The sequence below is a fragment of the Vitreoscilla sp. C1 genome (genome assembly GCF_002951955.2).
Lineage (GTDB): Bacteria > Pseudomonadota > Gammaproteobacteria > Burkholderiales > Neisseriaceae > Vitreoscilla > Vitreoscilla stercoraria.
On record NZ_CP019644.2, the window covers coordinates 1,213,600 to 1,237,376 of the forward strand.

The following is a 23,777-nucleotide window of genomic DNA, read 5'->3' on the forward strand; positions in this document are numbered from 1 at the left end:
AACACAATGGCAATCAACTCTAACAAACAGCATATTAACGACCAATTTCACCACATAATTGATACCAAATGTCTGTGAAATTAACAACATATTCTGATAAGACTCTATTTTTTAACCAATTCATCTAAATTGATACCTTAGACATAAAAATGTTGCACTGCACCCTTTCGCATTGTGCATAAGACACGTATATTATCTATAAACAAGAACCAACTTACTTGCAAAGACTCATCACCTATAGTCTGGCACCAAGATGATTTTTGACAGTGCCAAACGCTTGCTGTATGGGATTACTTTTGTCAGTGATACATTCAACCAACAAGAACGTTAGGAGTGAGTATGATGTATCGACCGAACAGCTCTCGAGCTGAGCGCATCAGAATTCAGGATTCTACTGAAGCCCACATTCGCTTTTTGTTTCACAACCTCCCCCATCCTAAACTCACGGACAAACAAAAACAGTTGGCCACTCGGCGCATTCAAGCAAGCGTAGACAAACATTATTTGGACACCATTAGCGATTGATTGAATGTATGAAAAAAGCCACCGTTGACGGTGGCTTTATGTTTTCACCATGGTTTAACCGCAAGACGCGCGAATGATTTGTTTGGTTGGCACATCAATGATGACATTGACACGGTCTAAGCGTTGGTCTTTGGTAACGGGTTGATTGGGTAACATGCGTCGTACCATATTGGCACCTGTGATTTCCTTGATTTGGGCATCATTCAGATTGCTTCTACCGACCAAAGCCGCCGCACCATCAGAACGACAAGCAGAATATTGCGCTAGCTGACCTGACGATGCACACGCTGACAAAACGCTCACAACAAGCACCAAAGCGCTCAGTAAAATGGTTTTCATAAATGCGTCCTTAAAATAAAAATCAATTGTCATCTGACTTTATTCAAGATTAATAGTTTCCCATCATATTGATTGGACAGATACAACCATCAAATTCATGACAAATCAGCGCAAATCGGCTATGCTTAAGCCCCAAAAATCTTGTGATAAAACATTCTCATGGCATTAAAAGCAACCATTTACAAAGCCACCTTGAACATCGCCAATGTCGATGAACATCTTTACGAAACCCATCAATTGACGATGGCGCAGCACCCTTCTGAAACCATCGAACGCTTGATGGTACGCTTATTGGCTTTTGCACGTTTTGCGCATGAGCGTTTGGAATTCACCAAAGATTTGTTTGAAACCAATATGCCTGCTTTGTGGCAACAAGATTTAACTGGCTTAACCGAGTTGTGGCTAGAAGTCGGCTTACCAGATGAAGACAAAGTCAAAAAAGCCAGCGCCCGTTGCCAAAAAGTGGCCGTCATCGCTTATGGCAGCATGGCAACCGATTGGTACCAAAAATCCAGCAAATTGAAAACTTTGCGCAATGTAGCAGTATGGGCATTGCCAACAGAAACCACCGCCGCTTTAGAAACGTTATGCGAACGCACGATGGATTTGCAATTGAATGTGATGGATGGTGAATGGACTTTGATCAGCGATCAAGGCAGTGTCATCATTGATTGGCAAGTATTACAAGCTTAATCAGCCATATCCAATATAAACAAGCGTCCTGTAAACTTACAGGACGCTTGTTATTTGCATCTTTGACTATCACACGCCTTTTTTAATGTCTTGCCACATTCGGGTAGCGGTTTTCAACGCATCCGCTTCCATTGGCAAATACATAAAGCCTTTTTCCAAATCTTCATCGTTTGGAAAAATCGAACGGTTTTCCGTATATTCTTTTTCCATCAATTCTTTGGCAGCCTTGCTCGCAGGCGCATACGTCACATAATTGCCATTTTTAGCGGCAACTTGCGGTGCCAAAGTGTCGTTAATGTATTTGTGCGCATTCAACACATTGCTAGCGTCTCGCGGAATCAAAAATGCATCCATCCACACCCCAAAACCTGTTTTCGGCACCAAAACTTCAATATTGACCTTGTTTTTGGCTTCTTCAGCTCGGCGTGCCGCAATATTCAAATCGCCACCATAACCCAAAGTCAAACACAAATCACCACGCGCCAAATCATCAATATAACCTGAGGAACTGAAACGGCGAATGTCCGGACGCACTTTTTTAATCAAATCCGCAGCAGCTTGTAAATCTTCTTTGGTTTGGCTGTGAGGGTCTTTGCCCAAATAATTCAAAGCCAATGGAAACACATCAGAAACGCTGTCTAAAATACTGATACCACATGATTTTAATTTATTGGTATATTCAGGCTTAAAAAGCAAATCCCATTGATTCTCTGGCAAAGGCGTGCCACCTAAAGCTTGATTGACCTTATCCACATTAATGCCCATGGTATTCATGCCCCAAAAATAAGGAATACTATATTCCCCTGTGGGATCAACCTCTTTTAAAAACACCATCAATTTCGGATCAATCTGAGATAAATTCGGCAATAAACTTTTGTCTAATTTTTGATAAGCGCCTGATTTGATTTGACGCCCAATATAAGTATTGCTTGGCGTGACCACATCATAACCCGATTGCCCTGTCAAAACTTTGGCTTCCAAGGTTTCGTTGCTGTCATATACATCGTAAACCACTTTAATGCCTTGGGATTTTTCAAAGTCTTTGACCGTCTCAGGGTCGACATAATCAGACCAATTGTAGATTTTCAGCTCCGCAGTCGTCGGTAAATTGGATGCAGGAGCACTGGATGCTGCCGTGTCGCTGCTTGCCACAGATGCCGCCGTTGGTGCCGTTTTATTGACGTCTGCCGAACCACCACCGCCACATGCAGCCAGAATCGTCAAAGTTATCGCCGAGATTGCCCACGCTTTTGTCATACCCATAACACGCTCCCCCATCTACAGTTTGAATTCACAGTGATGCTGCTTAATGCCATTGATATATTTGATTTGATTAAACGTGGTTTCCATCCGACAGGCAAGCCTAAAACCCTAACCTTGCCATTTTGTGGCAATATTTTGCACCCAAATTGGCATTTTTTCGCTTTTGATTCAAATATCTAAACCATGAACAAGGCTATGTGTTGATTTGTCGTAATTTCTCCAAAATTAAAACTTAAGCAATTGTTTATGATTAAAATATATCCACTCAAATTGAATATTAAATGCAACAAATACCGATAAAAAAGCGTCCTGTAAATTTACAGGACGCTTAATAAGGTTGATTTATTCGCCACGTTTTTTAACTTCTGTCCACAATGCTTCAGCAGCAGCTTCGGTTTCAGGGGTCAAAGCCACATACATGAAACCATTTTTCAAATCCGCATCGGTTGGGAAAATCGAACGATTGTCAGTATATTCTTTTTTCATCAATTCTTTTGCAGGCTGGCTAGCAGGCGCGTAAGTGACAAAATCACCATTTTGCGCCGCGATTTTGGCATCCAAAGTATGATTAATATATTGATAAGCATTGGCCACATTCACGGCATTTTTTGGCATCATTAAAGTATCAATCCACACACCAAAACCACTTTTTGGTACCAATATCTCAAGATTGACGCCTTTATTGGCTTCTTGGGCACGAGCTCTGGCAATATTCAAATCACCGCCATAACCCAAAGTCAAACACAAATTGCCATTGGCCATGTCATCAATATAGCCCGAAGAGCTGAAACGGCGCACATCTGGACGGATGTTTTTAACCAAATTAGCAGCGGCCTGTAAATCTGCTTGGTCTTGGCTATTTGGATTTTTACCCAAGTATTTCAATGCCAATGGAAAAACCATAGACACACTGTCTAACACGCTGATACCACAAGATTTCAACTTATTGGTGTATTCTGGCTTGAACAACAAATCCCATTCATTTTCTGGCAACGCACCACCCAAAGCTTCTTCCACCTTATCTTTGTTAATCGCCAAGGTATTCACACCCCAGAAATAAGGCACGGCATATTCATTGCCAGGATCGACTTCTTGCAAAAAGCCTAACAATTGAGGATTAATATTTTTATAATTGGGAATCAAGCTTTTATTGATTTTCTGATACTCACCTAAGTCAATATGGCGGCTGACAAAATGGTTGCTCGGACCTACCAAATCATGATTGATTTTGCCTGATTGCATATATTGCAACAATGCTTCCGTACTGTCATAAAAATCCAAGCCCACTGTGACGCCTTGCGCTTGTTCAAATGCCTTCACCGTTTCAGGGTTCACATAATCAGACCAATTGTAAATTTTCAACTCAGCCGTGGCTTCAGGCAACGCGCTGATGGCGGGCACACCCGCTGGTTTGGTTTCGGTTTTTTCAGCGGCGGGCTGATCATTACAAGCGCTTAACAACATCATCAGCAATGCCGATGCAATCAGTGTTTTCTTCATGATGACTCCTTTATGTTCAAAATCCAACAAATACACAACATATAAATAATTCATATAATGGGCATAATATGGCCAAATATTTTTCTGTTTTTACAAAAAACATGGTTTTTTATACCATATAAATACCATATTACAAAAAGATATCGCTCATGACAATGCATTCTAAAATAGAAATAATTTTATTAAAAAACCAGTTATTACACTAAAATTAAAAACTTTATTAATAAGAAAATATTAGCAAAAACCCTCGGTTTTACAGAGAATAAAAATGACATGATAGTTTTCCAACCACATATACATATTTTTCATTAAAAATTCTTGTAAGCATGAAGTGGTTAGTGCTATACATACATCCATTTCACGCAATGCATTCTTTTATCTCTCATTAGCTTGGCGCAGGAGTGTATTTTGAATTCGGTTTTAATGACGGCCGATGAGGTTTTAGCCTTATCACCAGATGCAGCCTCCATCAAAGCAGCCAAAGGCTTAGCCAAGCCTGAAAAATGGAGCCACCTAGGTCAAAAAGACACCGCAGTTTGGGGGGCTTGTCAAGGCAGTGGCAGCTCACCGTATCAAACCCAAGTCGACTTGTCTGGCCCCTCTTTCAAATGTTCTTGCCCTAGCCGCAAATTTCCCTGCAAACATGGCTTGGCCTTATTGCTGCTGCGCACCAACCAACAGGTCACATCCTCTGACACGCCACCAGCTTGGGTCAATGAATGGATGCAGACACGCCAAAAACGAGCACAAAAAAAAGAAGACAAGCAAGCTAGCAAAATCGAACAAGCCACCGATCCCGCAGCCACTGCCAAAAAAGAAGCACAACGTTGGAAAAAAGCACAAGCTGGGTTACAAGAATTGTCTTTGTGGTTGCAAGACACAGTCGATCAAGGCTTGGCACGTTTGTCACAAAACCAAACTTGGGCCAAACAAACCGCCACCATTGCCGCACACATGGTTGATGCGCAAATGCCCGCATTGAAAAACCGTTTGGAAGATTTAATCAGTATCATAGACACCCACCCACAATGGCCACGCATGGTTTTAAGCCAATTGGGGGACTTGCAATTGATTTTAGATGCGGCTGCACGTTGGGATGAACAAATCTTAGAGCCGCATCTGAAAGCCAAACTCAGCCAATATTTGGGTTGGAATATGGACAAAGCCGAAGTCATTGTTCAAGGCGAAGCGGTTAACGATGTTTGGCACGTCATCGGTTCGCGCCACATTCCATACGAAAACTTAACCGAACGCCATACTTGGTTGGTGAGCGCAGACTCTCAACGCCCCGCTTTCATTTTGGATTTTTCTTATCAAAATCGTGGCTTTGAACAATCTTTTTCCTTGGGTGCGGCTTATCAAGGCACGCTGCACTTTTACCACCATCAATTTGGCTTGCGAGCGGTCACAGGTTTGGATTGGTCGCCTGAACCTGCGGCAAATACAAAAGCATTGCTCGCGTCACACGCCAATATTGCCAACGCTTGGCCATACACCACACAATTGTTAGCCCACAATCCTTGGCAATATTTGTGTCCGCTGTGGCTCAAACAAGGAACGCTACAACAATACAATGGGGTGTGGCATGTGGTTTTTGATGAACATCTCGAAGCCAAAGCCATGCCATTACAGCTAGCCGATGAATATGTATGGCGCTTATTGGCCTGTTTGCAAGCACATCAAGTCTTGTATTGGTTTGGTGAATGGCAACAAGCGACATTTCAATTGTTAAGCGTGTGGCAACATCAACCAGACGATGACAGTTTGTCCTGTTTGTGGATGATGCCGAAGGAGTTTCAAGCATGAGTGTGTTGTCTTTGAATGCTTTACTGCCTATTGCTTTAAGCGGCACGCAACACGCCAGCTTGCCACAATTTCACGAACCCAAAACCGCTTTATTGCAAGCCTTACAACAACACGCACACCCATCAACGGCGACACAATTATTGCGTTTGAGCGCAGTTGCCAGCCGTTATGAACGCATGGTTTATCAAGCACCCAAGCGTCCTGAAAACAGCCAGACGCTGTCTTTACCACAACAATCTCAAAACAGCCTAGAAGGCATCACACCTACTTTACACACGTTGTTTCCCAAGCCCAATCTGGCGCATTGTATTGCCATATGGCGTGAATTGGCGCAAGCGCAACGACATTTGCCAGCCAGCGTATTGCCCGACTGTTTGGAAATTGCATATAGCCACAGCGTCTTGCGACCTTGGTTAATGCCTATTTTAGGACCACAAGGTTTGTTTTTGGCACAGTGCAATCCCAAATGGAAGTTTGCCATCGGCACCGATGAACATGCTTCAGATGAAGAAGCGTGGCAATACGGCAGCGTCTTTCAACGGGTACAAGTGTTACAACAACAAAGACAACACCATCCACAGCAAGCACGTGAACGTTTACAGGACACGTTAGAACAAAAAAATCTTAAAGTGGCCAAAGAGCGCAAGCAATTGCTAGAAGTTTTGTGGCTGCATTTGTCAGAAGCAGACGAAGCTTTATTGGAGTTTTGTTTGGATGACCGCTCTAGCGAAGTGAGCCTCTTGGCCGCACAAATGCTGGTGAATTTACCTAACAGTGCTTTGAGCCAACGCATGCAAGCCTTATTGCCTTTGCTATTGCAACAAGATGCCAAAGGCAAGTGGCTGTTAGAACCTCTGGACATAGAAGCAGCTCCAGCACAATGGCAACGTGATGGCATTGCCATCAAACCGCCATCTCACCATCTTTTTGGCAGCCCCAAAGCATGGTTACTGCACCAAATGGTGCGCATGATTCCTTTGCAGGCATGGCAGCAATACACAGGGATGGATATCAATGCTTTGTGGCAATGGTCAGCCACAGGCGATGTCAAAATGTGGCAAGATGCATTGCGCAGCGCATGGAAAGAAGCCATTTTCATGAACATCTCTCAGGTCGATTTAAACCAATTGCCTAGCAAAATTTTATTGGATTTGCGCCACAACAATGTCTTACACAACATGCTCGTTCAATGTTCAGATAGTGATCAAGAGGCATTTTGGCAACAGCAATTGGGGCATATTTTATCTTTAGACGATGTCGTGACAGTCTATATTTTGCGGCCTGTAAACTTTTCATTGGAATTTTCTCAATTTCTCTACCAATTTATCACACAGCAATTGCAGCCATTGGCGACGAAAGAAGTGGATTTGAAATTGTACTCGTGGATTGCCAGCCACCAATCCACGCTCATCAGCTTGGTGTGGTTGCTGCATCCTGATGTGGCGACTAAATTGTCACAATTGCCATGGCCACGATACGACAATCAAGAGTGCATCCCTGATTATTGTGAAGAGCTGAACCAAAAATTATTGGCACAACAGCAGATGCGCACACAATGGCAACAAGCACTGGCAAATTGCCCAACCCATCCCTTTGAATCTTAATAGAAAGACTTTCCATGAGCGCACAACAGGTTTTGCGGCAGCACGCTGAAATCCAATTTGCCACCGAATTGGAGGCTTTAAAACATGTCGATGACCGTCCACGTCCAAGCAATTGGCAATTGTCGCCTTGGGCGGTATTGCAATATTTGATGGGTGGCGAATTGTCCAATGGTGTGAACATTTCAGCCAAATACATTGGCAATCCTCGCTTGATGGAAATTGCCATTGCCACTTTGGCCACAGACCGTGCATTGCTGTTATACGGCGTACCAGGAACAGCCAAATCTTGGGTGTCTGAGCACTTGGCCGCAGCCATCAGTGGGGATTCGACGATGTTGATTCAGGGCACTGCAGGCACCAGCGAAGAGCAAATTCGCTATGGTTGGAATTATGCTGAATTGCTCGCCAACGGTCCTTCCGAAAAAGCCTTGATTGCCAGTCCACTCATGAATGCCATGCAAGACGGCAAAATTGCCCGTATCGAAGAATTGACCCGCATTCCTGCTGATGTACAAGACACTTTGATTACGGTTTTGTCCGAAAAAACCTTGCCCATACCTGAACTCAACAGCGAAGTACAAGCTATACATGGTTTTTCAGTGATTGCCACCGCCAACAATCGTGACAAAGGTGTGAATGAATTGTCCAGTGCTTTGAAACGCCGTTTTAACACAGTGATTTTACCTGTGCCTGACAGCGCCGAAGATGAAATCAAAATTGTCATGAAACGGGTCAGTGAACAAGCACAAGCTTTGCAATTACCGGGAGAACTGCCTGCTTTAGAAGAAGTGCGCCGTGTGGTACACATTTTCCGCGAATTGCGCAATGGTCAAACCGAAGATGCCAAAACCCGCCTCAAATCACCTACATCGACACTGTCTACTGCCGAAGCCATTTCTGTCATCAACAGCGGTATGGCTTTGGCCAGTCATTTTGGCGATGGCGTCCTGAATGCCCACGATTTGGCTTCAGGCTTAATCGGTGCCATTATCAAAGATCCGGTGCAAGACGCTGTGATTTGGAAAGAGTATTTGGAAACGGTGGTGCGCGATCGCAGCGATTGGAAAGATTTGTACCGTGCTTGTCGTGAGCAATTGTAAATCGGTGTCACACCACACATTCACAAAGGAATGTTGATGGCAACTACGTTTGAAGCGGTGCATTTTTTTGGCATACGCCACCATGGTCCGGGCTGCGCCCACTCATTGAAACAGGCTTTGGATGCCTTACAGGCCGATTGTGTCTTAATCGAAGGTCCGCCTGAAGGCGAAACCTTGTTAGATTGGGTAGGACACGAGGCTTTGGTGCCGCCTGTGGCGCTGCTTGTTTATGCACAAAATCAGCCTGAACAAGCTTCTTTCTACCCTTTGGCGGTGTTTTCACCCGAATGGCAAGCTTTGTTGTGGGCAAAGCAACAACGAGTACCTGTGCAGTTTTTTGACTTACCTCACACACACAAATTGGCATTGGAAACACAACAACAGCAACGTTTACAAGAAGCCAACACGCAAGATGACTCAACTTTGCAAGCGCCAGAAGATTTACAGGACGCTGTCAACGGGATATTGCCACCCTCACCAGATATGTCAGATTCGTCAGATGCAGCAGATGAAAACAGTATTGAAAATGACTATGCAGACCCATTGGATATGTTGGCACAGGCCGCAGGTTATGACGATGGCGAAACTTGGTGGAACCGTTTGGTAGAAGAGCGTCACAACAGCCAAGATGTGTTTGCCGCCATCAATGAAGCCATGACAGCAGTGCGCGAGCAAATCCCACAGCTGCACGCAAATTTTCAACGCCAATACTCAGAATCTTTGCGTGAAGCATGGATGCGCCAACGCATTCGAGCGGCCATTAAACAAGGTTTTCAACGCATTGCCGTGGTATGTGGTGCTTGGCATGTGCCTGCGTTGCAAGATGCCCAACACACAATCAAAGCCGATGCTGCTTTGCTCAAAGGCTTGCCCAAACTCAAAACCGAAACCACTTGGGCACCTTGGAGTTATCCTCACTTGGCGTATGCCAGTGGCTATGCCGCAGGCGTGGTGTCTCCGGGTTGGTATGAACACTTGTGGCAACACAAACACCTTGCCGCCACACCCACTCAGCGCACTGTCAGCTGGTTGCGCAAAGCAGCCATATTGATGCGCGAGCAAGATTGGGATTGTTCTTCTGCGCATTTGATTGAAGCGGCACGTTTGGCAGACATATTGGCCATCATGCGTGGACACGCCAGCGCCAGTTTAGAAGAAATCAACGAGGCCATCAGCACAGTCATCCATATGGGAGAGACTTTGCCCTTGCTCACCTTACACGAACAATTGACCATAGGCACGACTTTAGGACAAGTACCCGTAGCCATGCCTATGGTGCCTTTGCAAAATGACATTCATACCCAACAACAAAAACTGCGCTTAAAACCAGAAGCCTCCTACAAAACCTTGGCTTTGGATTTGCGCAAAGATTTGGATTTGGCGCGCAGCCACTTTTTACACCGTTTGGCTTTGCTTGGCATCACTTGGGCCAGCATCACTGACAATGAACAAAGAAATCGTGGTACGTTCCGCGAATCTTGGCGCATGGCGTGGCAGCCAGAAATGAGCATAGACATCATTGCCGCCAGCACTTACGGTACGTGTTTGGCACAAGCGGCGCACAATAAAATCATCAGCCTAGCCAAGCGTCCTGAAACCACATTGCAAACCTTGGCACAAGACTTGGACAACAGTTTATTGGCCAATTTGCCTTTGCTCGTTGCCGATTTGACCCGCCTCATCGAACAGCGTGCCGCTGTCACATTTGACATGAGCCAATTGCTGCAAACGGTTTTACCGTTGGCACAAGTGTTCCGCTACGGCAGCGTGCGCCAAAACGATCAAGATTTGTTGGCCAACATCATTGACAGTTTGATTGAGCGCATCGCCATCGGCCTGAAAGTGGCGTGCATGAATTTGGACAGCCCTAGTGCTCAACACATGCGCACGTGGCTGCTCGAAGCGCATCAAGCTGTTTATTTACGCCAAAACGACAACTTGACTCAATTGTGGCAACAAGTGTTGCAAGACACCATGCACAGCTTATTATCAGCCCCATTGTTGCGCGGCATGGCATGCCGCTTGTTGCTCGATGCCAAAGTATGTGAACAAGACAGCGTGGCTTTGGAGCTGTCTCGCAATTTGTCCGCTTCGGTTCCTGCTCTGGACGCATCAGATTGGCTACAAGGATTTTTAAATCAGCAAGCTTTGGTTTTGCTCCACCATGATTGGATTTTGCAAGCCATAGATGCTTGGGTCACACAATTGAATGAGGCGCATTTCATTCAAGTTTTGCCATTGGTAAGGCGCCATTTTGCCAATTTCAGCCATAGCGAACGCCAAAGCCTGCGCCAAAAAATCCAACAACCGATGACGGCCGTACCTGCTCCTCATACCACCAGCCCACAAGACACCGCCTTACTTAGCCTAGTCGACCCAATCTTATTGCAATTGTTTGGTTTACCTTCTGAAAGTTTGCCATCATGAGTACCGATATCACTCCAGAAGCACCACCTACCAACCACTTACAACGTTGGCGCTTGATTTTAGGCAGCGCCGCCAACCATCCTGAAACATCATTGTCAGCGGTGCATCAAAAAATGGATGCCGCTTTGGCGGCCTTATACGAAGATCAAAATTTGTCACGCCAAGGCGGACGCAACGACTCTGCACCGTATGTGAGCCAATGGCTGGGCGACATTCGCCAATATTTTCCTCAATCTACAGTTGAAATCATGCAACAAGACGCATTAGAGCGCTTGAATTTGACTGAATTGCTCTTGCATCCTGAAGTCTTAGAAAGCGTGCAAGCCGATGTGCATTTGGTTGCCAATTTAATGGCATTGTCGTCTGTGATTCCTGAAAACACCAAAGCCACTGCCCGTGCTGTGGTCAAAAAAGTGGTCGATGAGCTGTTACAAAAACTAGAAGAACCGATGCGCAGCGCTGTCAGTGGTGCCATAGACCGTAGCCAACGCAATCTGCGCCCACGCCACCAAGAAATCGATTGGCAACGCACCATTCGTGCCAATTTGCGTCATTGGCAATCAGAATATCGCAGCATTATCCCAGAAACCTTAATCGGTCACGGCCGCAAAATCCGTCGTCCACAACGTGAAATTGTATTAGCGATAGACCAAAGTGGCTCTATGGCCAATTCCATCGTTTATTCGGCCATTTTTGGTGCGGTCATGGCAAGTTTGCCAACAGTTTCGACCAAATTGGTCGTGTTTGATACTGCCGTCGTAGATTTGACCGAGCAATTAAGCGACCCCGTCGAAGTCTTGTTTGGCGTACAACTTGGCGGTGGTACCGATATCAACAAAGCCATAGGCTATTGCCAAGAAATCATTCAAGAACCACGCAATACCATTTTGGTGCTGATTTCAGATTTGTACGAAGGCGGTGTAGAAGCCAATTTGCTCAAACGCAGCGCCCAATTAATCGCCTCAGGCGTGCAAATGATTGCCTTGCCAGCGCTCAGCAATGAAGGTGAGCCTTGGTATGACAAACAATTAGCAACCAAACTAGCAGCTTTAGGTGTACCCACATTTGCCTGCACGCCCGATTTGTTTCCTGACTTGATGGCAGCCGCTATCAGGCGTGAAGATGTGGCCACTTGGGCTGCCAATCGCGGCTTTAAAATCGGCAAATAGCCCCAAAAAACCGTCCTGTAAAGTTTACAGGACGCTTGCAATCTCATCGTACACATCCACTATTGCGTATAGTCTAATGGTATGTCATCAAAATCCATCAATAAGCGTACCAAACCACTGCCCCATTCTTGGCAAATTTGCAGCATATATTCATCATCTGCATGAATACGCCTTCCGTGTGGCATACGCAAACTGTCAACTTGATACACCATCAAATCAATCGGGAAACCCACCGACAAATTAGAACGAATCGACGAATCAAACGACAACAAGACGGCTTTTAAAGCCACTGCCAATTCAGTTTCATACGTTACCACCCGATCCAAAATCGGCTTACCGTATTTGCTTTCTCCAATTTGAAAAAATGGTGTGTCTTCTGTTGCGGCAATACAATTGCCCTCACTGTAAACCGAATACAATTTGGGCGCTTGCCCTCTGATTTGCCCTCCAACCAAAAAATTGCTGCCAAAAGTGACTACTTCTTGCTGCGCAACCTTAGCCGCTTGTTTGGCAATTTGGCAAGACAACACGCCAATCAAATCTGCGACATCGAATAAAGTTGGCACATTTAAAACTGTTTTTTCCATTTGGCCGTGTATGTCTTGCTGTAAACGTTCAATTACCGCTTGAGAAGTCGCCAAATTGCCTGAAGTGAGAATAAAAATATTGCGCTCACCCTCGTTTTGAAAACAAGTCATTTTTTTAAAACTGGCAATATGATCCACTCCCGCATTGGTACGGGTATCACTGGCAAAAATCAGTCCATGCTTTAAGTTTAACGCAACACAATAAGTCATGGTTTTTCTTTCAAAATAAGGTAAGAAATCCATCCAACCCATGATTTTTTATAAAAATATCAACAGATGAGGAAATTTTGCGTATGCATTGTGTACATTTACAATCGCACTGACCATTTTGTTTGGGTCTTCACACCGAAAACAAGACCAAAATTTCCACACCTGTTTACTTAAACCTCAAATATAGGTTTTAGTTCTCTGCATTTTGTCCATTGAAAATAGAATGATGACTGTTTTTTCATTGCATATAGATGCTACTGTTCATGTCATACAGGTCGCTTTGATTGGAATATTGAAATAAGATAGAGGGCATTAAAACATGATGATTCAACCATTTTTTAACACCCTCCATCTTGGCTTGCAATCTTGTTCAAACTGATTTGGCAACGCTAAAACGGCCCATAACTTCGAATAGGATTACCGCGTTCTAATTGTCCATGTTGTTGGTGGCGTGAATGTTTGTCCTGCGCCACTTGCATTTGTAGGCGTTGTTGTAACTTCAATGCAATCAGCTCACGCGCCAGTTTTTTATTGGCATATTGACTGCGCTCGGTCATGACTTTCACGCTGATGCCACTGGCAATGTGAGTAGCATGGATGGCAGAATCGGTGGTATTGACATGTTGACCACCGCTGCCCGAAGCCCGACACGCTTGAAACACAATGCTGTCATCTTGAGGCAATGGCATCGTCAATACACATTGAGACACACCCACAAACCAGTTTTTACGTTTGTGATGCGGCCTGATTTTGCTTTGAAATACCCATTGAATGCTACCACACCAAGTCTCAGCCCAAGCTTGTAACTCTTGACCTTGCGCTTGCAACACAATCGATAAATAACCATGTTGCGTTGGGAAAGCTTCCACTACGTCAAGGCGGATGCCGTTTGATTTGGCATCACTCAGCATTTTTTGCAAAGTGTATTTTACTGCCAATTCACACTCTGCTGGACCTTGCGCAGCGGTGATTTGTATTAACAACATGGCGTCTCTCCTTTTTTGTACGTCATGACGGGCTTAAAACGTGCAATCAAACGGCACAAACCCACATCGACCAAACTGGCTATCACCGCATCAATATTTTTATAAGCTTGTGGGGCTTCTTCGTAAAGCAAGCCTTTGTCACCGCAAACAACAGTGCTACCAAACTGAGTTTGCCTTAAGTCTTGCGCTTTGAATTTGTGTGCCAAACGCCCCTGACAATCACCACGTGCCCACTTACGACCTGCGCCATGAGCCAAAGAATACAAAGCCATTTCGCCACCAATGGGCTCAACCAAATAAGAATAATCACCACGTGAACCCGGTATCATCACCCAACCTTGATCGGCAGGTGCCGCACCTTTACGGTGTAAAAAACCCGCTTGACCATTCCATTCAAATGGCACCACATGATTGTGGCTGATATCCAGCACACAAGATGCTGAGGTTTTCCATGCTTTGAACATGCGTTTGGCAATGTACAAACGATTCAGATGGGCATAATGCAAAGCTGCATTGTGCTGCGCCCAATATTTTGTGGCTTCTATACTGTTTGCAGCCAAACCTTGATGACCAAATTGATTCAAATGTTGACGTAAAATCTCACCACCCAAGCCGCGCGAGCCACTGTGTACCATTAAAAACAAATGGCTTTTGTCTAAATGCGGCTGTTCTACAAACAAAGAGTCTAATTGCAAAAGTTCTGCAAAATGATTGCCGCCACCGATGGTGCCCAAGCTTTGGTGCAGACTATCAAAATCAAGCGGTAAATGTTGTAACGCCAAACCACCTAAAGCATTGGCAGCGTCCTGTAACAAATTATCAGGCAATACACCATCCATATTGCCCAACTGTTTGGCAAGTTTACTACCCGATATTTTGTGGTGTTTTAAATCGGTTTGCCACAAAGCCATACCGCAACCGATATCACCTCCGACCAAGGCGGGATAAAAATGCGCGGTAGAAAAAAAGGCCGCACCAATAGGATAACCGCGTCCTGCATGCAAATCAGGTAAACCGACCGCAGCTTGTATGTGCGCTAAGGCAGCAGTGGCCTGTAATTGCGCAATGGCACTGTCTTCAAGCCAAACATTTTGATTGGCGATAATGTTAATGTGAGTGTGCTGGCTAAAATTGCCCATAAAATCACTTTCTGAAAAAACAAAAAAACACGCAATCGCGTGTGTTTCAGAAAGCAATGAATGCTCAGAGTGTGACGCGATTGCAAAGGTCAGTGATTATGGTATGGTGTCGCATGCTAATCTCCTTTGCTGGCAGTGAAATAAAAAGTGACGCTATCGTAACAATTCTGTTTATATTGGTCAAGGTTTCTAAATAAGTGATATTTTTCAATTCAATATGAATTGAATCGTCCCAAGTATTTAAGATAGCCATGTGCGGCCAATACAGTCCTGAGCATTTGAAAGCCGATGGTTTGACAGCTGTTGAATCTTATTCTGTGTATGATCCACCACCAGCACTTAAAACAGTACTGCGGCTATTATGCTTTGATGAAGTTGCGCTAAACATGCTCAACCGCTCAAAGAACTATCTGTTGGGTAAAGTATTTGTGGATACGACACAAGTGCAATATGTTGCCCATCGTTGAAGATTTCCATGATGAGAATACAGGACGCATCAACAATGCTGGTTTAGGGATCAGACCCAAAATGGCAAGTACAAGCACGCTTGGGCATCCCTTTTATGGGTAAGCCACACAACGTGCAGACAGACATGGTTGAATATTACCAAACGTTTTTAAAACATTATAAAAATACTCTGTCTTATACTGTGCCACTTAATCGATAAAATACAGCAGTAATTTTATTAGATGGTTATCCGAGCCTGTGCACTATTTTGTGTCAGCTGCCGTCTATGGCGAAAGTCACTGACACACAAAGTGCACAAACTCGTTCATAATATTTTTAACAATGAAAACCGCAAAATTTGCCTGCTTGCATAAAAATAAAATTCATTTCTAGCATTCATCAGCCATTGCTTCAAATATAAGAACCGTCACAATCTTGTTAACATCATTAAGATGGATATTGCAATCATCGATAGAATCTGCAGGATTTTTTAATGAAAAATCACCTATTGTATTGACGCAGTTAAACTAAAAAAACAAGGTTTGCAATGGGTGTTGCATCGGTAACCGCTGTTTCAAAACGCGTATAAAATGCGCCTCTTGTTCAAGATTGGCTTGTGGTTTTTGCCAAGATTGAAGCAAGGCTCGCATCAGTCTTTGCGTTGAGCTAGAAGATATGCTGCCAATGCTACGATGGATACATAAAATTATTTGTGCTTGCTGCAATGTATACAACAAAGCACGACTTAAATCTGCATCGGGCTGCGGTAATTTGTCATTGATGCGCTGCGCTTTCAAAACACTGTGTACCAAACGATTGCGTTGTCGCATCAGCTGCCTGTCATTGCCTTTGGCGTTGCACAAGCCACGTAGCTGGAAACGCACCATACTCAATAAATGCTGTAAGCGCTTTTGCGGATTAGGCGGGAAAATCCAAGTGAAAGCCAACATGGCAATGATGGGACCCATGACCACCGCCAAGCCATTGGCAAGACTTTGGCCCATGCTTATATGCACAGGATAATGCGGTTGTAACAAGATTAACATCACCATGATGGTGTCAAAAGCACCCAACATCAACCGTTTTTGAGCATAAATGAACGTATGCAACAACATAAAGGGTAACATCCAAAAAATCATTTGCCATGAAGAATGTGCCAAATAATGCCAAGCCGTCCAAGTACACAAAAAAGCCAAAATTGCGCCAATGAATTGGCCTGAAGTGACGTGACGTAAAAACCACGCTGGGTTTTCAAACCCCACAAAAACCGACAACATCACCGACAAGCCCAGCATCATTAACGGCATGAATGCCCAATCTGTGACCACCCACAACATGCCCACTATGGCACCTGATTTGGTGCTGCTGGGCGTGTTAAGTCACTATTTAGAAGACGATAACTTGTGGGTGCCAACTTCAGAATCAGTAAGCTTCAAGCCCATTTTACTTAATACAACCCACGGTTATTATATCAATTTACTGCGTGTGAAAAAAAGTGGCATTTTGTTACGTCACCGCCATACTGGAGCCGTTCATGCATTTGTTCTAAAAGGACGATGGTATTATCTAGAACACGATTGGGTAGCCGAACAAGGCTCATTCGCTTATGAACCTCCTGGTGAAACGCATACCTTATTTGTGCCAGAAGATGTAGACGAGATGATTACTTTGTTTACTGTTCAGGGCGGTTATACCTATGTTGACCCTTATGGCAAAGCAACAGGTTACGAAGATGTATTTACCAAATTAGCAGCGACTCAAGCACATTATGGAAAACTTGGTTTAAACCCATCAGAGTTGGAAAAAATGATTCGCTAATTCGTATTTTTCGATTTGTCCAAATCATCGTCCTCCCATTATTCATGGGAGTTTTTTATCATTTGTCTCTATCTATATCGATACTTTATTGAACTGCCTATTAAATCTAGAAGTTTCCCAATAATCGAGAAGTTTGGGTTAAGCCTGAACTGATTGTGAATAGGGTTTGCGATGCGCTTGCATCACCGCCGCTTACGCAGTTATCTATAACAAAATTCACTGACACAAAATAGCGTACAAGTGCCCTCCAATCCATGACAAGATGGTAATGCTATATAAATTTATCAGCCCCCAAACCCTCCCAAATAAGCCGCCGCCGTGTTAGTGGTATAATTCAAGCCCGCATCATTGGCAACCATCTTGCTAACTGAACCCTCTTTTTTACTACTATTGTTTCTTATGTCCACACCCAAACTCAGCTTAAACAAACTCACATTTTTATTTCCATTAGCGCTCGTTTTATTTGAATTTTCTGTCTATATTGGCAACGATTTGGTACAACCTGCCATGTTGGCCATTACTAAAGAATTTGGCGTCAGCAGCAGCCTCGCCCCATCTTCGATGTCTTTGTATTTATTAGGTGGCGCTTGTGTGGCATGGCTACTTGGCCCCCTATCCGACCGCTTAGGGCGAAAAAAAGTCATGCTCGCAGGCGTGGCTTTTTTCAGCATTTGCTGCTTGATCATTTTACTAAGCCAAAATATCGAACAATTTTTATTCTTGCGCTTACTCCAAGGCACAGGTTTGGCGGTCATTTCCGCAGTCGGCTACGCCACCATCCAAGAAACATTTGACGAAAAAGATGCCATCAAAGTCATGGCTTTGATGGCAAATATTTCTTTGCTTGCACCCTTATTAGGACCTGTTTTGGGTGCATTTTTAATTGATTATGTGTCTTGGCACTGGGGTTTTGTCGGCATTGCCGTTTTGTCTTTCACCAGTTTTTTTGGCTTAAAAAATAAAATGCCCAATACGCCACCCACCACAACCACACCTTTATCATTTAAAAATATGTACCTAGACTTCAAAGAAGTTTACCGCAACCCACGCTTTATCGGTTTGACTTTGGCTTTGCCCATGCTCAGCCTGCCTTTGATGCTTTGGATTGCCTTATCACCTGTGATGTTGGTTGAAGATTGGGGTTTATCAAGCATGCAATACGGCTGGGCACAATTTCCTGTTTTAGGTGGTTTGATTACGGGCAATGTGCTTTTGGTACGCTTGGTAGACCGTTTTCCTTTGGGGAAAACCATTTTCATCGGCGTACCACTGATGCTTATCGGCGCCATCTTGATTGTTATCGGCACAATATGGCAAGTGCACTTTTTAACTTTGTTAATCATCGGCATGACATGCATCAGTTTGGGCGAAGGCTTGAGTTTCTCGGTTTTATACCGCTTTGCATTGATGTCGTCTGATGTCAGCAAAGGCACAGTTGCTGCGGCAGTTTCTATGCTGATGACTTTGTGTTTTTTCCTTGTCATTGAATTGGTGCGTGTGACTTACGATGCTTACGGCATTTGGATGTACAGCTTAACTTGTTTGGGCTTAATCGCCTTATGGTTTACCTTTCCTTATGCCTTGATTCAAAAAATCATGCGCGAAAAAGCAAGCCAAGCAACCCACCATTAAGAGCCGTCTGATGCAAAAAAAGCGTCCTGTAAAATCTTTACAGGACGCTTTTTTACTTGATACGCAAACCGTTTATCGAATCAATCTATCGCTTTGACCACGCCACGGCGCATTTGGTCTAATTCTATGGATTCAAACAAAGCTTTGAAATTGCCCTCACCGAAACCTTCATTGCCTTTGCGCTGAATGACCTCGTAAAAAATCGGACCCAATTGGTTAGATGTGAAAATTTGCAACAACAAATCGTTGTCAGGTCCACCATCGAGCAAAATTTTATTTTGTTGCAAGCGGGCAACATCCTCACCATGATTGGGCAAACGTGTGTCGAGCAATTCATAATAAGTATCAGGCGTACCCAAAAATTTCACATTTTGTGCACGCAATACTTCAATCGACTCATAAATATTGTCCGTACCCAAAGCAATGTGTTGGATGCCCTCGCCTTGATACATATCCAAATACTCTTGAATTTGGCCTTTTTCAGCCGTACCTTCTTCATTGATAGGGATGCGAATTTGACCACAAGGTGAAGTCATCGCCTTGGATTTCACACCAGTGACCTTGCCTTCAATGTCAAAATAACGCACTTCACGGAAATTGAACAAACGCTCATAAAACTCTGCCCATTCTTTCATGCGCCCTTTATGAACGTTGTGGGTCAAATGGTCAATATAAGTCAACCCTGCCCCTTGATGGCACAAATCGGCTTCAGCCGTTTCAGGATTCAAAGACACAAAATCCACATCGTAAATGTCAATATCACCTATGCCACCGTCTTGTTTGCCACGCCAGCGGTCAACCAAATAAATCAATGAATCGCCAATACCTTTGATAGCAGGAATGTTCAATTCCATCGCTCCACTACCAGAAGGCACGCCCCAAGCACCTAATTCAATCGCACGTGCATACGCTTGCTGCGCATCATCCACACGGAATGCAATGGCGCACACAGAAGGACCATGCAAACGGGCAAAGCGTTGAGCAAATGAATTGGGTTCGGCATTTAAAATAAAATTGATATGTCCTTGGCGGTATAACAAAATATTTTTATGGCGGTGTTTGGCAATGGCTTTAAAGCCCAAAGATTCAAAAATTTTGCCCATTTCTTCTGGATTGGGTGCAGCGTATTCGATGAATTCAAAGCCGCTGGTACCCATTGGATTGTCCCAAGTTTCAAATCCCATTGTTGTCTCCTTTGTGTTTGGTCTGATTTTTTTGGTTTTTTAAATATTAAAAATCAATTTACAACATAAAAATAAAACAGACAATCAATGTTAATTTGTTATTTAAAACTTCATGCTGATTGATAAGATTATTTTGACATTCTGATTAAAAAATCATGGCATAAAAAAGCGTCCTGTAAATTGACAGGACGCTTTGTTTCATCAACATGCCACCTCTATCAATCTTCTTCTTCAAATACCGCAGGGTCCGTGTCACCACTGTCATCGCTCAATACAAAACCTGCCGTATTGATGGCATATGTATATTGATCGCCACTGATGGGAAAGCGTACGCTACCGGTATAAGCACCGCCGCCGTCATATTCCACATAATGTTGATTCACAATCTCCAAACTGTCTTTTTCTTCCGAAGTGTTCCAATAAAACACTTGATTGATGTGTCCTGGTCGTGTGTCCGAATAATTCACCTCAATCCATTCGCTGACAATACCTGGATAACGACCATCCAAACGGTAAGTCATCGACTCAGCCCAAGCCATCGTACCCATACCCAACAAAACCAGCACCGCTGCCGTTTTCAACCATTTCTGCATCTTTGCATCCCTTTTTTATGCTTTTGTATTAGAAATGCAGTATAAAATCACCATGTTAAAAAACACACCATTTTCACAGTGTGTTTGCATAATATCTCTTAAAAACAACGCTTATTTGGCCAATTCAGCTTCAATCAATGCCACCAAACGTTCATCATCAGGCGCCACATCAGGTGCAAAACGAGCAATGACTTCACCGTTTTTCTCCACCACAAATTTTTCAAAATTCCACATGATGTCATGCGCCTCGCCACTTAACAAACCTTTGGATTCGAGCAATGTTTTCAAATGACTGTCTGCTTTGGTTTGCGCTTGCGGCTGTGCTTGCGTCAAAACAGCATATAAAGGATGTTGCCCTTCACCTTTGACCACTATTTTTTCAAACATTGGAAACTTCACGCCAAACGTGCCACGACAAAAATCGGCAATTTCTGCATTGCTGCCTGGCTCTTGCGCACCAAACTCATTGGCAGGAAAACCCAAAACTTCCAAACCTTGTGCTTGATATTGCTCATACAAAGCTTCTAAGCTTTCGTATTGTTTGGTCAAACCACATTGGGATGCCACATTGACCACCAACAATACTTGACCTTGAAAATCCGCCAAGCTTTTGGCTTCGCCTGCAATCGTATTGACCGTAATATTGTGAATATTATTGCTCATTTTCAACCTTTCTTCATTTTGTACTGTGAGTGTGTTTGATTGGAACACCATCATGTTTAAAAGTCGATATATTCTGTCACAATCATCAAAAATTCTTTCAATTTTTCAAACATCCCACAAACAAACACTTGTGACTCACTCAAATTGTGGTCATGTTAGATTGATTCAATCGAAGCGGATTAACCGAGCACGAATGATTGAATTTTAGCTGTTTCATGTAAACGATATTTGTTTTGTATCACCTGTAACAGCAAACTTTATACTCACATTGAAATCCATTCATTAGCATCAAAATTAATCTCAAAAAGAGTCATAAAATCTGTTGGTAAATTTGGTTCTTAAGACAGTTAAATATGTGTATATCCTGCATTTGCGCCTTTTCAGGACGCTGTAAGGCTTGTATCATGAAACGCTGTTTTATTCACCCTATCATTCGGAGTTCGCATGCAAACGCAAGCCGTGATTGAGCACATTGTTCATTGGTTAAAGGACTATGCTACCAAAGCCCATGCTAAAGGTTTTGTGATTGGCATTTCAGGCGGTATTGATTCTGCCGTGGTATCCATTTTGGCCGCCAAAACCGGTTTGAACACCATGTTAATTGAGTTGCCCATTCGCCAACACCCTGACCAAGTGAATCGCGCCCAAACCCACATGCAACAATTGGCTGAACGTTTTGACAACGTCAGCAATTTGCGTGTGGACTTAACCCCAACATTCAATCAATTTGTCAACGACAATCCTGTGGATGCGACTGAATTTGCCAATCTTGATTTGGCATTGGCCAATGCCCGTTCACGCTTGCGCATGGTGACTTTGTATTATTACGGTCAATTGCATGGTCTGCTCGTGACAGGAACAGGCAATAAAATTGAAGATTTTGGCGTGGGTTTTTTCACCAAATACGGTGATGGTGGTGTGGATTTGAGCCCTATTGCAGACTTAACCAAAACCCAAGTTTACCAATTGGCCAAAGCCTTAGGCGTGGATGATTCCATTCAAACTGCCGTACCGACTGATGGTTTGTGGGATGAAGAACGCACCGATGAATCGCAAATGGGCGCAACTTACCCAGAACTCGAATGGGCCATGAGCGTGCACGCCGATCACAACGCTGCCGATTTTACAGGCCGCCAACAAGAGGTTTTCCAGATTTATGACCGCTTGCACCGTGCCATGCAACACAAAATCAACCCTATTCCTGTGTGTGTGATTCCTGAAAACCTGCACCAATAAGCATTTCATCGTCTGAAAGCTGCAAATTTATGCAAGTTTTTAGGCAAAACACAAAATAAGGCTTAGCAAATGTTTTTCTTGCAAAGCCTTATTTTTCAAATGGGTTTTATCCTCTTTACCAAAATTCACATAGCATAGGCTCTCGCCAACAGATACAGACAAGCGCAACCAATTGGCTTATAGTTTGCCTTATGTATTCCCATTTATTTAGAAAAGAGCTTGTATGAAATTCAACGCCTTGAAACTCGTTGCCTTGACCACTGTATTTGGCTTAAGCCTCAGCGCCCACGCCAGCGGCATCGAAGCTTTGCAAAAATTCAACCAAGACAGCAACGGTTTGTCAGGCTCGTTCACACAAACCGTGACTTCTAAAAAGAAAACCCAAACTTCCAGCGGCACATTCAAAATCTTGCGTCCGGGCTATTTCCGTTGGAACTATACCAAACCTTACCAACAAGTGATTGTTGGCGACAGCAAAACCGTATGGTTGTACGATCCTGAACTCAAACAAGTGACCAAAAAATCCCAAGCTGAAGCTTTGGGTGACAGCCCTGCGGCGATTTTATCCGATCGCAATGCGTTGGGTAACAGCTACACATTGAAAGAAGATGGCAGCCAAAACGGCGTGAATTGGGTCAAAGCCACACCCAAATCGTCTAACGCAGGCTACCAATATATTCGCTTAGGTTTCAAAAACAACCAATTAAACGGCATGCAATTGCGTGACAGCTTTGGCAACAACACCAACATCACCTTTGCCAGCTTAAACAACAATCCCAATGTTTCAGCGACAGATTTCAAATTCACGCCACCAAAAGGCGTAGATGTATTGAGCAATTAAACATGCCATCATCCA

The 23,777-nt window shown here is 43.8% G+C and carries 22 protein-coding genes; 12 read left to right on the forward strand and 10 right to left on the reverse strand.

The genetic code is table 11. The annotated features are described in order from the left end of the window. Window positions 1-339 precede the first annotated feature (339 nt). Window positions 340-525, forward strand: coding sequence for a hypothetical protein (locus ADP71_RS05910; protein WP_104931722.1), 186 nt, complete (start codon window positions 340-342; stop codon window positions 523-525). Window positions 526-579: 54 nt separating this feature from the next. On the opposite strand, the gene ADP71_RS05915 is transcribed toward ADP71_RS05910, so the two are convergent. Then, entirely contained in the window at window positions 580-864 is a 285-nt protein-coding gene (locus ADP71_RS05915; RefSeq protein WP_104931723.1) for a hypothetical protein, read from the reverse strand. Window positions 865-1,023: 159 nt separating this feature from the next. Between ADP71_RS05915 and ADP71_RS05920 the strand changes: the two genes are divergently transcribed. Further along, the gene (locus ADP71_RS05920) at window positions 1,024-1,557 is read left to right on the forward strand and encodes a YaeQ family protein (protein ID WP_019957734.1); all 534 of its coding nucleotides are present in this window, start codon (window positions 1,024-1,026) and stop codon (window positions 1,555-1,557) included. Window positions 1,558-1,626: 69 nt separating this feature from the next. Here the strand turns inward: ADP71_RS05920 and ADP71_RS05925 are convergent, their stop codons facing one another. After that, the gene (locus ADP71_RS05925; protein WP_026353449.1) at window positions 1,627-2,814 is read right to left on the reverse strand and encodes a polyamine ABC transporter substrate-binding protein; all 1,188 of its coding nucleotides are present in this window, start codon (window positions 2,812-2,814) and stop codon (window positions 1,627-1,629) included. A 348-nt stretch (window positions 2,815-3,162) separates the two neighbouring features. Then, entirely contained in the window at window positions 3,163-4,320 is a 1,158-nt protein-coding gene (locus ADP71_RS05930) for an extracellular solute-binding protein (RefSeq protein WP_040755654.1), read from the reverse strand. A 408-nt stretch (window positions 4,321-4,728) separates the two neighbouring features. Between ADP71_RS05930 and ADP71_RS05935 the strand changes: the two genes are divergently transcribed. From ADP71_RS05935 to ADP71_RS05955, 5 genes are read left to right on the forward strand one after another with little or no spacing between them, the layout of a single operon-like run. After that, window positions 4,729-6,126, forward strand: coding sequence for an SWIM zinc finger family protein (locus ADP71_RS05935; protein ID WP_171460979.1), 1,398 nt, complete (start codon window positions 4,729-4,731; stop codon window positions 6,124-6,126). Further along, entirely contained in the window at window positions 6,123-7,730 is a 1,608-nt protein-coding gene (locus ADP71_RS05940; protein ID WP_019957729.1) for a DUF5691 domain-containing protein, read from the forward strand. Before ADP71_RS05935 ends, ADP71_RS05940 begins: the two co-directional genes overlap by 4 nt. A 14-nt stretch (window positions 7,731-7,744) precedes the next feature. Continuing rightward, entirely contained in the window at window positions 7,745-8,830 is a 1,086-nt protein-coding gene (locus ADP71_RS05945) for an ATP-binding protein (RefSeq protein ID WP_019957728.1), read from the forward strand. Between the two features lie 36 nt (window positions 8,831-8,866). Beyond that, window positions 8,867-11,257: a DUF5682 family protein gene (locus ADP71_RS05950; RefSeq protein ID WP_171460980.1), complete on the forward strand. Its 2,391-nt coding sequence runs from the start codon at window positions 8,867-8,869 to the stop codon at window positions 11,255-11,257. Continuing rightward, window positions 11,254-12,426 (forward strand): VWA domain-containing protein, encoded by a 1,173-nt coding sequence (locus ADP71_RS05955; protein ID WP_019957726.1) that lies wholly within the window; start codon window positions 11,254-11,256, stop codon window positions 12,424-12,426. The genes ADP71_RS05950 and ADP71_RS05955 overlap by 4 nt, the downstream gene beginning before the upstream one ends. Before the next feature lie 59 nt (window positions 12,427-12,485). Here the strand turns inward: ADP71_RS05955 and ADP71_RS05960 are convergent, their stop codons facing one another. From ADP71_RS05960 to ADP71_RS05970, 3 genes are all read right to left on the reverse strand, one after another. Then, window positions 12,486-13,223 (reverse strand): peptidase, encoded by a 738-nt coding sequence (locus tag ADP71_RS05960; RefSeq protein WP_026353446.1) that lies wholly within the window; start codon window positions 13,221-13,223, stop codon window positions 12,486-12,488. A gap of 389 nt (window positions 13,224-13,612) precedes the next feature. Then, complete coding sequence (gene prfH / locus ADP71_RS05965) at window positions 13,613-14,209, reverse strand: peptide chain release factor H (protein WP_104931730.1); 597 nt, start codon at window positions 14,207-14,209, stop codon at window positions 13,613-13,615. Continuing rightward, window positions 14,200-15,348, reverse strand: a complete 1,149-nt coding sequence (locus ADP71_RS05970) for an RNA ligase RtcB family protein (protein WP_019957723.1) — start codon at window positions 15,346-15,348, stop codon at window positions 14,200-14,202. Before ADP71_RS05970 ends, prfH begins: the two co-directional genes overlap by 10 nt. Window positions 15,349-15,599: 251 nt before the next feature. Between ADP71_RS05970 and ADP71_RS05975 the strand changes: the two genes are divergently transcribed. After that, the gene (locus tag ADP71_RS05975) at window positions 15,600-15,815 is read left to right on the forward strand and encodes a hypothetical protein (RefSeq protein ID WP_104931731.1); all 216 of its coding nucleotides are present in this window, start codon (window positions 15,600-15,602) and stop codon (window positions 15,813-15,815) included. A 507-nt stretch (window positions 15,816-16,322) separates the two neighbouring features. On the opposite strand, the gene ADP71_RS05980 is transcribed toward ADP71_RS05975, so the two are convergent. Beyond that, window positions 16,323-17,132, reverse strand: a complete 810-nt coding sequence (locus tag ADP71_RS05980; RefSeq protein WP_171460981.1) for an FUSC family protein — start codon at window positions 17,130-17,132, stop codon at window positions 16,323-16,325. Between ADP71_RS05980 and ADP71_RS05985 the strand changes: the two genes are divergently transcribed. Both ADP71_RS05985 and ADP71_RS05990 read left to right on the forward strand, forming a co-directional pair. Continuing rightward, on the forward strand, window positions 17,116-17,613 hold the full coding sequence (locus ADP71_RS05985; RefSeq protein WP_237343049.1) for a 2,4'-dihydroxyacetophenone dioxygenase family protein: 498 nt from the start codon (window positions 17,116-17,118) through the stop codon (window positions 17,611-17,613). The genes ADP71_RS05980 and ADP71_RS05985 overlap by 17 nt on opposite strands. A gap of 399 nt (window positions 17,614-18,012) precedes the next feature. After that, window positions 18,013-19,245, forward strand: a complete 1,233-nt coding sequence (locus ADP71_RS05990) for an MFS transporter (RefSeq protein WP_171460982.1) — start codon at window positions 18,013-18,015, stop codon at window positions 19,243-19,245. An 80-nt stretch (window positions 19,246-19,325) separates the two neighbouring features. On the opposite strand, the gene hppD is transcribed toward ADP71_RS05990, so the two are convergent. The 3 genes from hppD to ADP71_RS06005 all read right to left on the reverse strand — a co-directional run bounded on the left by hppD (window position 19,326) and on the right by ADP71_RS06005 (window position 21,685). After that, a complete protein-coding gene (hppD, locus tag ADP71_RS05995; RefSeq protein WP_171460983.1) occupies window positions 19,326-20,429 on the reverse strand; it encodes a 4-hydroxyphenylpyruvate dioxygenase in 1,104 nt (367 codons plus the stop codon). A gap of 218 nt (window positions 20,430-20,647) precedes the next feature. Then, complete coding sequence (locus ADP71_RS06000; protein ID WP_019957717.1) at window positions 20,648-21,022, reverse strand: hypothetical protein; 375 nt, start codon at window positions 21,020-21,022, stop codon at window positions 20,648-20,650. Window positions 21,023-21,133: 111 nt separating this feature from the next. Then, entirely contained in the window at window positions 21,134-21,685 is a 552-nt protein-coding gene (locus ADP71_RS06005; protein ID WP_171460984.1) for a glutathione peroxidase, read from the reverse strand. Window positions 21,686-22,129: 444 nt separating this feature from the next. Between ADP71_RS06005 and nadE the strand changes: the two genes are divergently transcribed. Both nadE and lolA read left to right on the forward strand, forming a co-directional pair. Then, entirely contained in the window at window positions 22,130-22,921 is a 792-nt protein-coding gene (gene nadE / locus ADP71_RS06010) for an NAD(+) synthase (RefSeq protein WP_019957715.1), read from the forward strand. 223 nt (window positions 22,922-23,144) lie between these two features. Beyond that, complete coding sequence (gene lolA, locus ADP71_RS06015; RefSeq protein ID WP_171460985.1) at window positions 23,145-23,762, forward strand: outer membrane lipoprotein chaperone LolA; 618 nt, start codon at window positions 23,145-23,147, stop codon at window positions 23,760-23,762. Window positions 23,763-23,777 lie beyond the last annotated feature (15 nt).

Excerpts from the sequence above, each read along its gene's own strand:
- ADP71_RS05910 (WP_104931722.1), top strand. The coding sequence starts at position 340 with ATGATGTATCGACCGAACAGCTCTCGAGCTGAGCGCATCAGAATTCAG.
- ADP71_RS05915 (WP_104931723.1), bottom strand. The coding sequence starts at position 864 with ATGAAAACCATTTTACTGAGCGCTTTGGTGCTTGTTGTGAGCGTTTTG.
- ADP71_RS05920 (WP_019957734.1), top strand. The coding sequence starts at position 1,024 with ATGGCATTAAAAGCAACCATTTACAAAGCCACCTTGAACATCGCCAAT.
- ADP71_RS05925 (WP_026353449.1), bottom strand. The coding sequence starts at position 2,814 with ATGACAAAAGCGTGGGCAATCTCGGCGATAACTTTGACGATTCTGGCT.
- ADP71_RS05930 (WP_040755654.1), bottom strand. The coding sequence starts at position 4,320 with ATGAAGAAAACACTGATTGCATCGGCATTGCTGATGATGTTGTTAAGC.
- ADP71_RS05940 (WP_019957729.1), top strand. The coding sequence starts at position 6,123 with ATGAGTGTGTTGTCTTTGAATGCTTTACTGCCTATTGCTTTAAGCGGC.
- ADP71_RS05945 (WP_019957728.1), top strand. The coding sequence starts at position 7,745 with ATGAGCGCACAACAGGTTTTGCGGCAGCACGCTGAAATCCAATTTGCC.
- ADP71_RS05950 (WP_171460980.1), top strand. The coding sequence starts at position 8,867 with ATGGCAACTACGTTTGAAGCGGTGCATTTTTTTGGCATACGCCACCAT.
- ADP71_RS05955 (WP_019957726.1), top strand. The coding sequence starts at position 11,254 with ATGAGTACCGATATCACTCCAGAAGCACCACCTACCAACCACTTACAA.
- ADP71_RS05960 (WP_026353446.1), bottom strand. The coding sequence starts at position 13,223 with ATGACTTATTGTGTTGCGTTAAACTTAAAGCATGGACTGATTTTTGCC.
- prfH (WP_104931730.1), bottom strand. The coding sequence starts at position 14,209 with ATGTTGTTAATACAAATCACCGCTGCGCAAGGTCCAGCAGAGTGTGAA.
- ADP71_RS05970 (WP_019957723.1), bottom strand. The coding sequence starts at position 15,348 with ATGGGCAATTTTAGCCAGCACACTCACATTAACATTATCGCCAATCAA.
- ADP71_RS05975 (WP_104931731.1), top strand. The coding sequence starts at position 15,600 with ATGTGCGGCCAATACAGTCCTGAGCATTTGAAAGCCGATGGTTTGACA.
- ADP71_RS05980 (WP_171460981.1), bottom strand. The coding sequence starts at position 17,132 with ATGTTGTGGGTGGTCACAGATTGGGCATTCATGCCGTTAATGATGCTG.
- ADP71_RS05990 (WP_171460982.1), top strand. The coding sequence starts at position 18,013 with ATGTCCACACCCAAACTCAGCTTAAACAAACTCACATTTTTATTTCCA.
- hppD (WP_171460983.1), bottom strand. The coding sequence starts at position 20,429 with ATGGGATTTGAAACTTGGGACAATCCAATGGGTACCAGCGGCTTTGAA.
- ADP71_RS06000 (WP_019957717.1), bottom strand. The coding sequence starts at position 21,022 with ATGCAGAAATGGTTGAAAACGGCAGCGGTGCTGGTTTTGTTGGGTATG.
- ADP71_RS06005 (WP_171460984.1), bottom strand. The coding sequence starts at position 21,685 with ATGAGCAATAATATTCACAATATTACGGTCAATACGATTGCAGGCGAA.
- nadE (WP_019957715.1), top strand. The coding sequence starts at position 22,130 with ATGCAAACGCAAGCCGTGATTGAGCACATTGTTCATTGGTTAAAGGAC.
- lolA (WP_171460985.1), top strand. The coding sequence starts at position 23,145 with ATGAAATTCAACGCCTTGAAACTCGTTGCCTTGACCACTGTATTTGGC.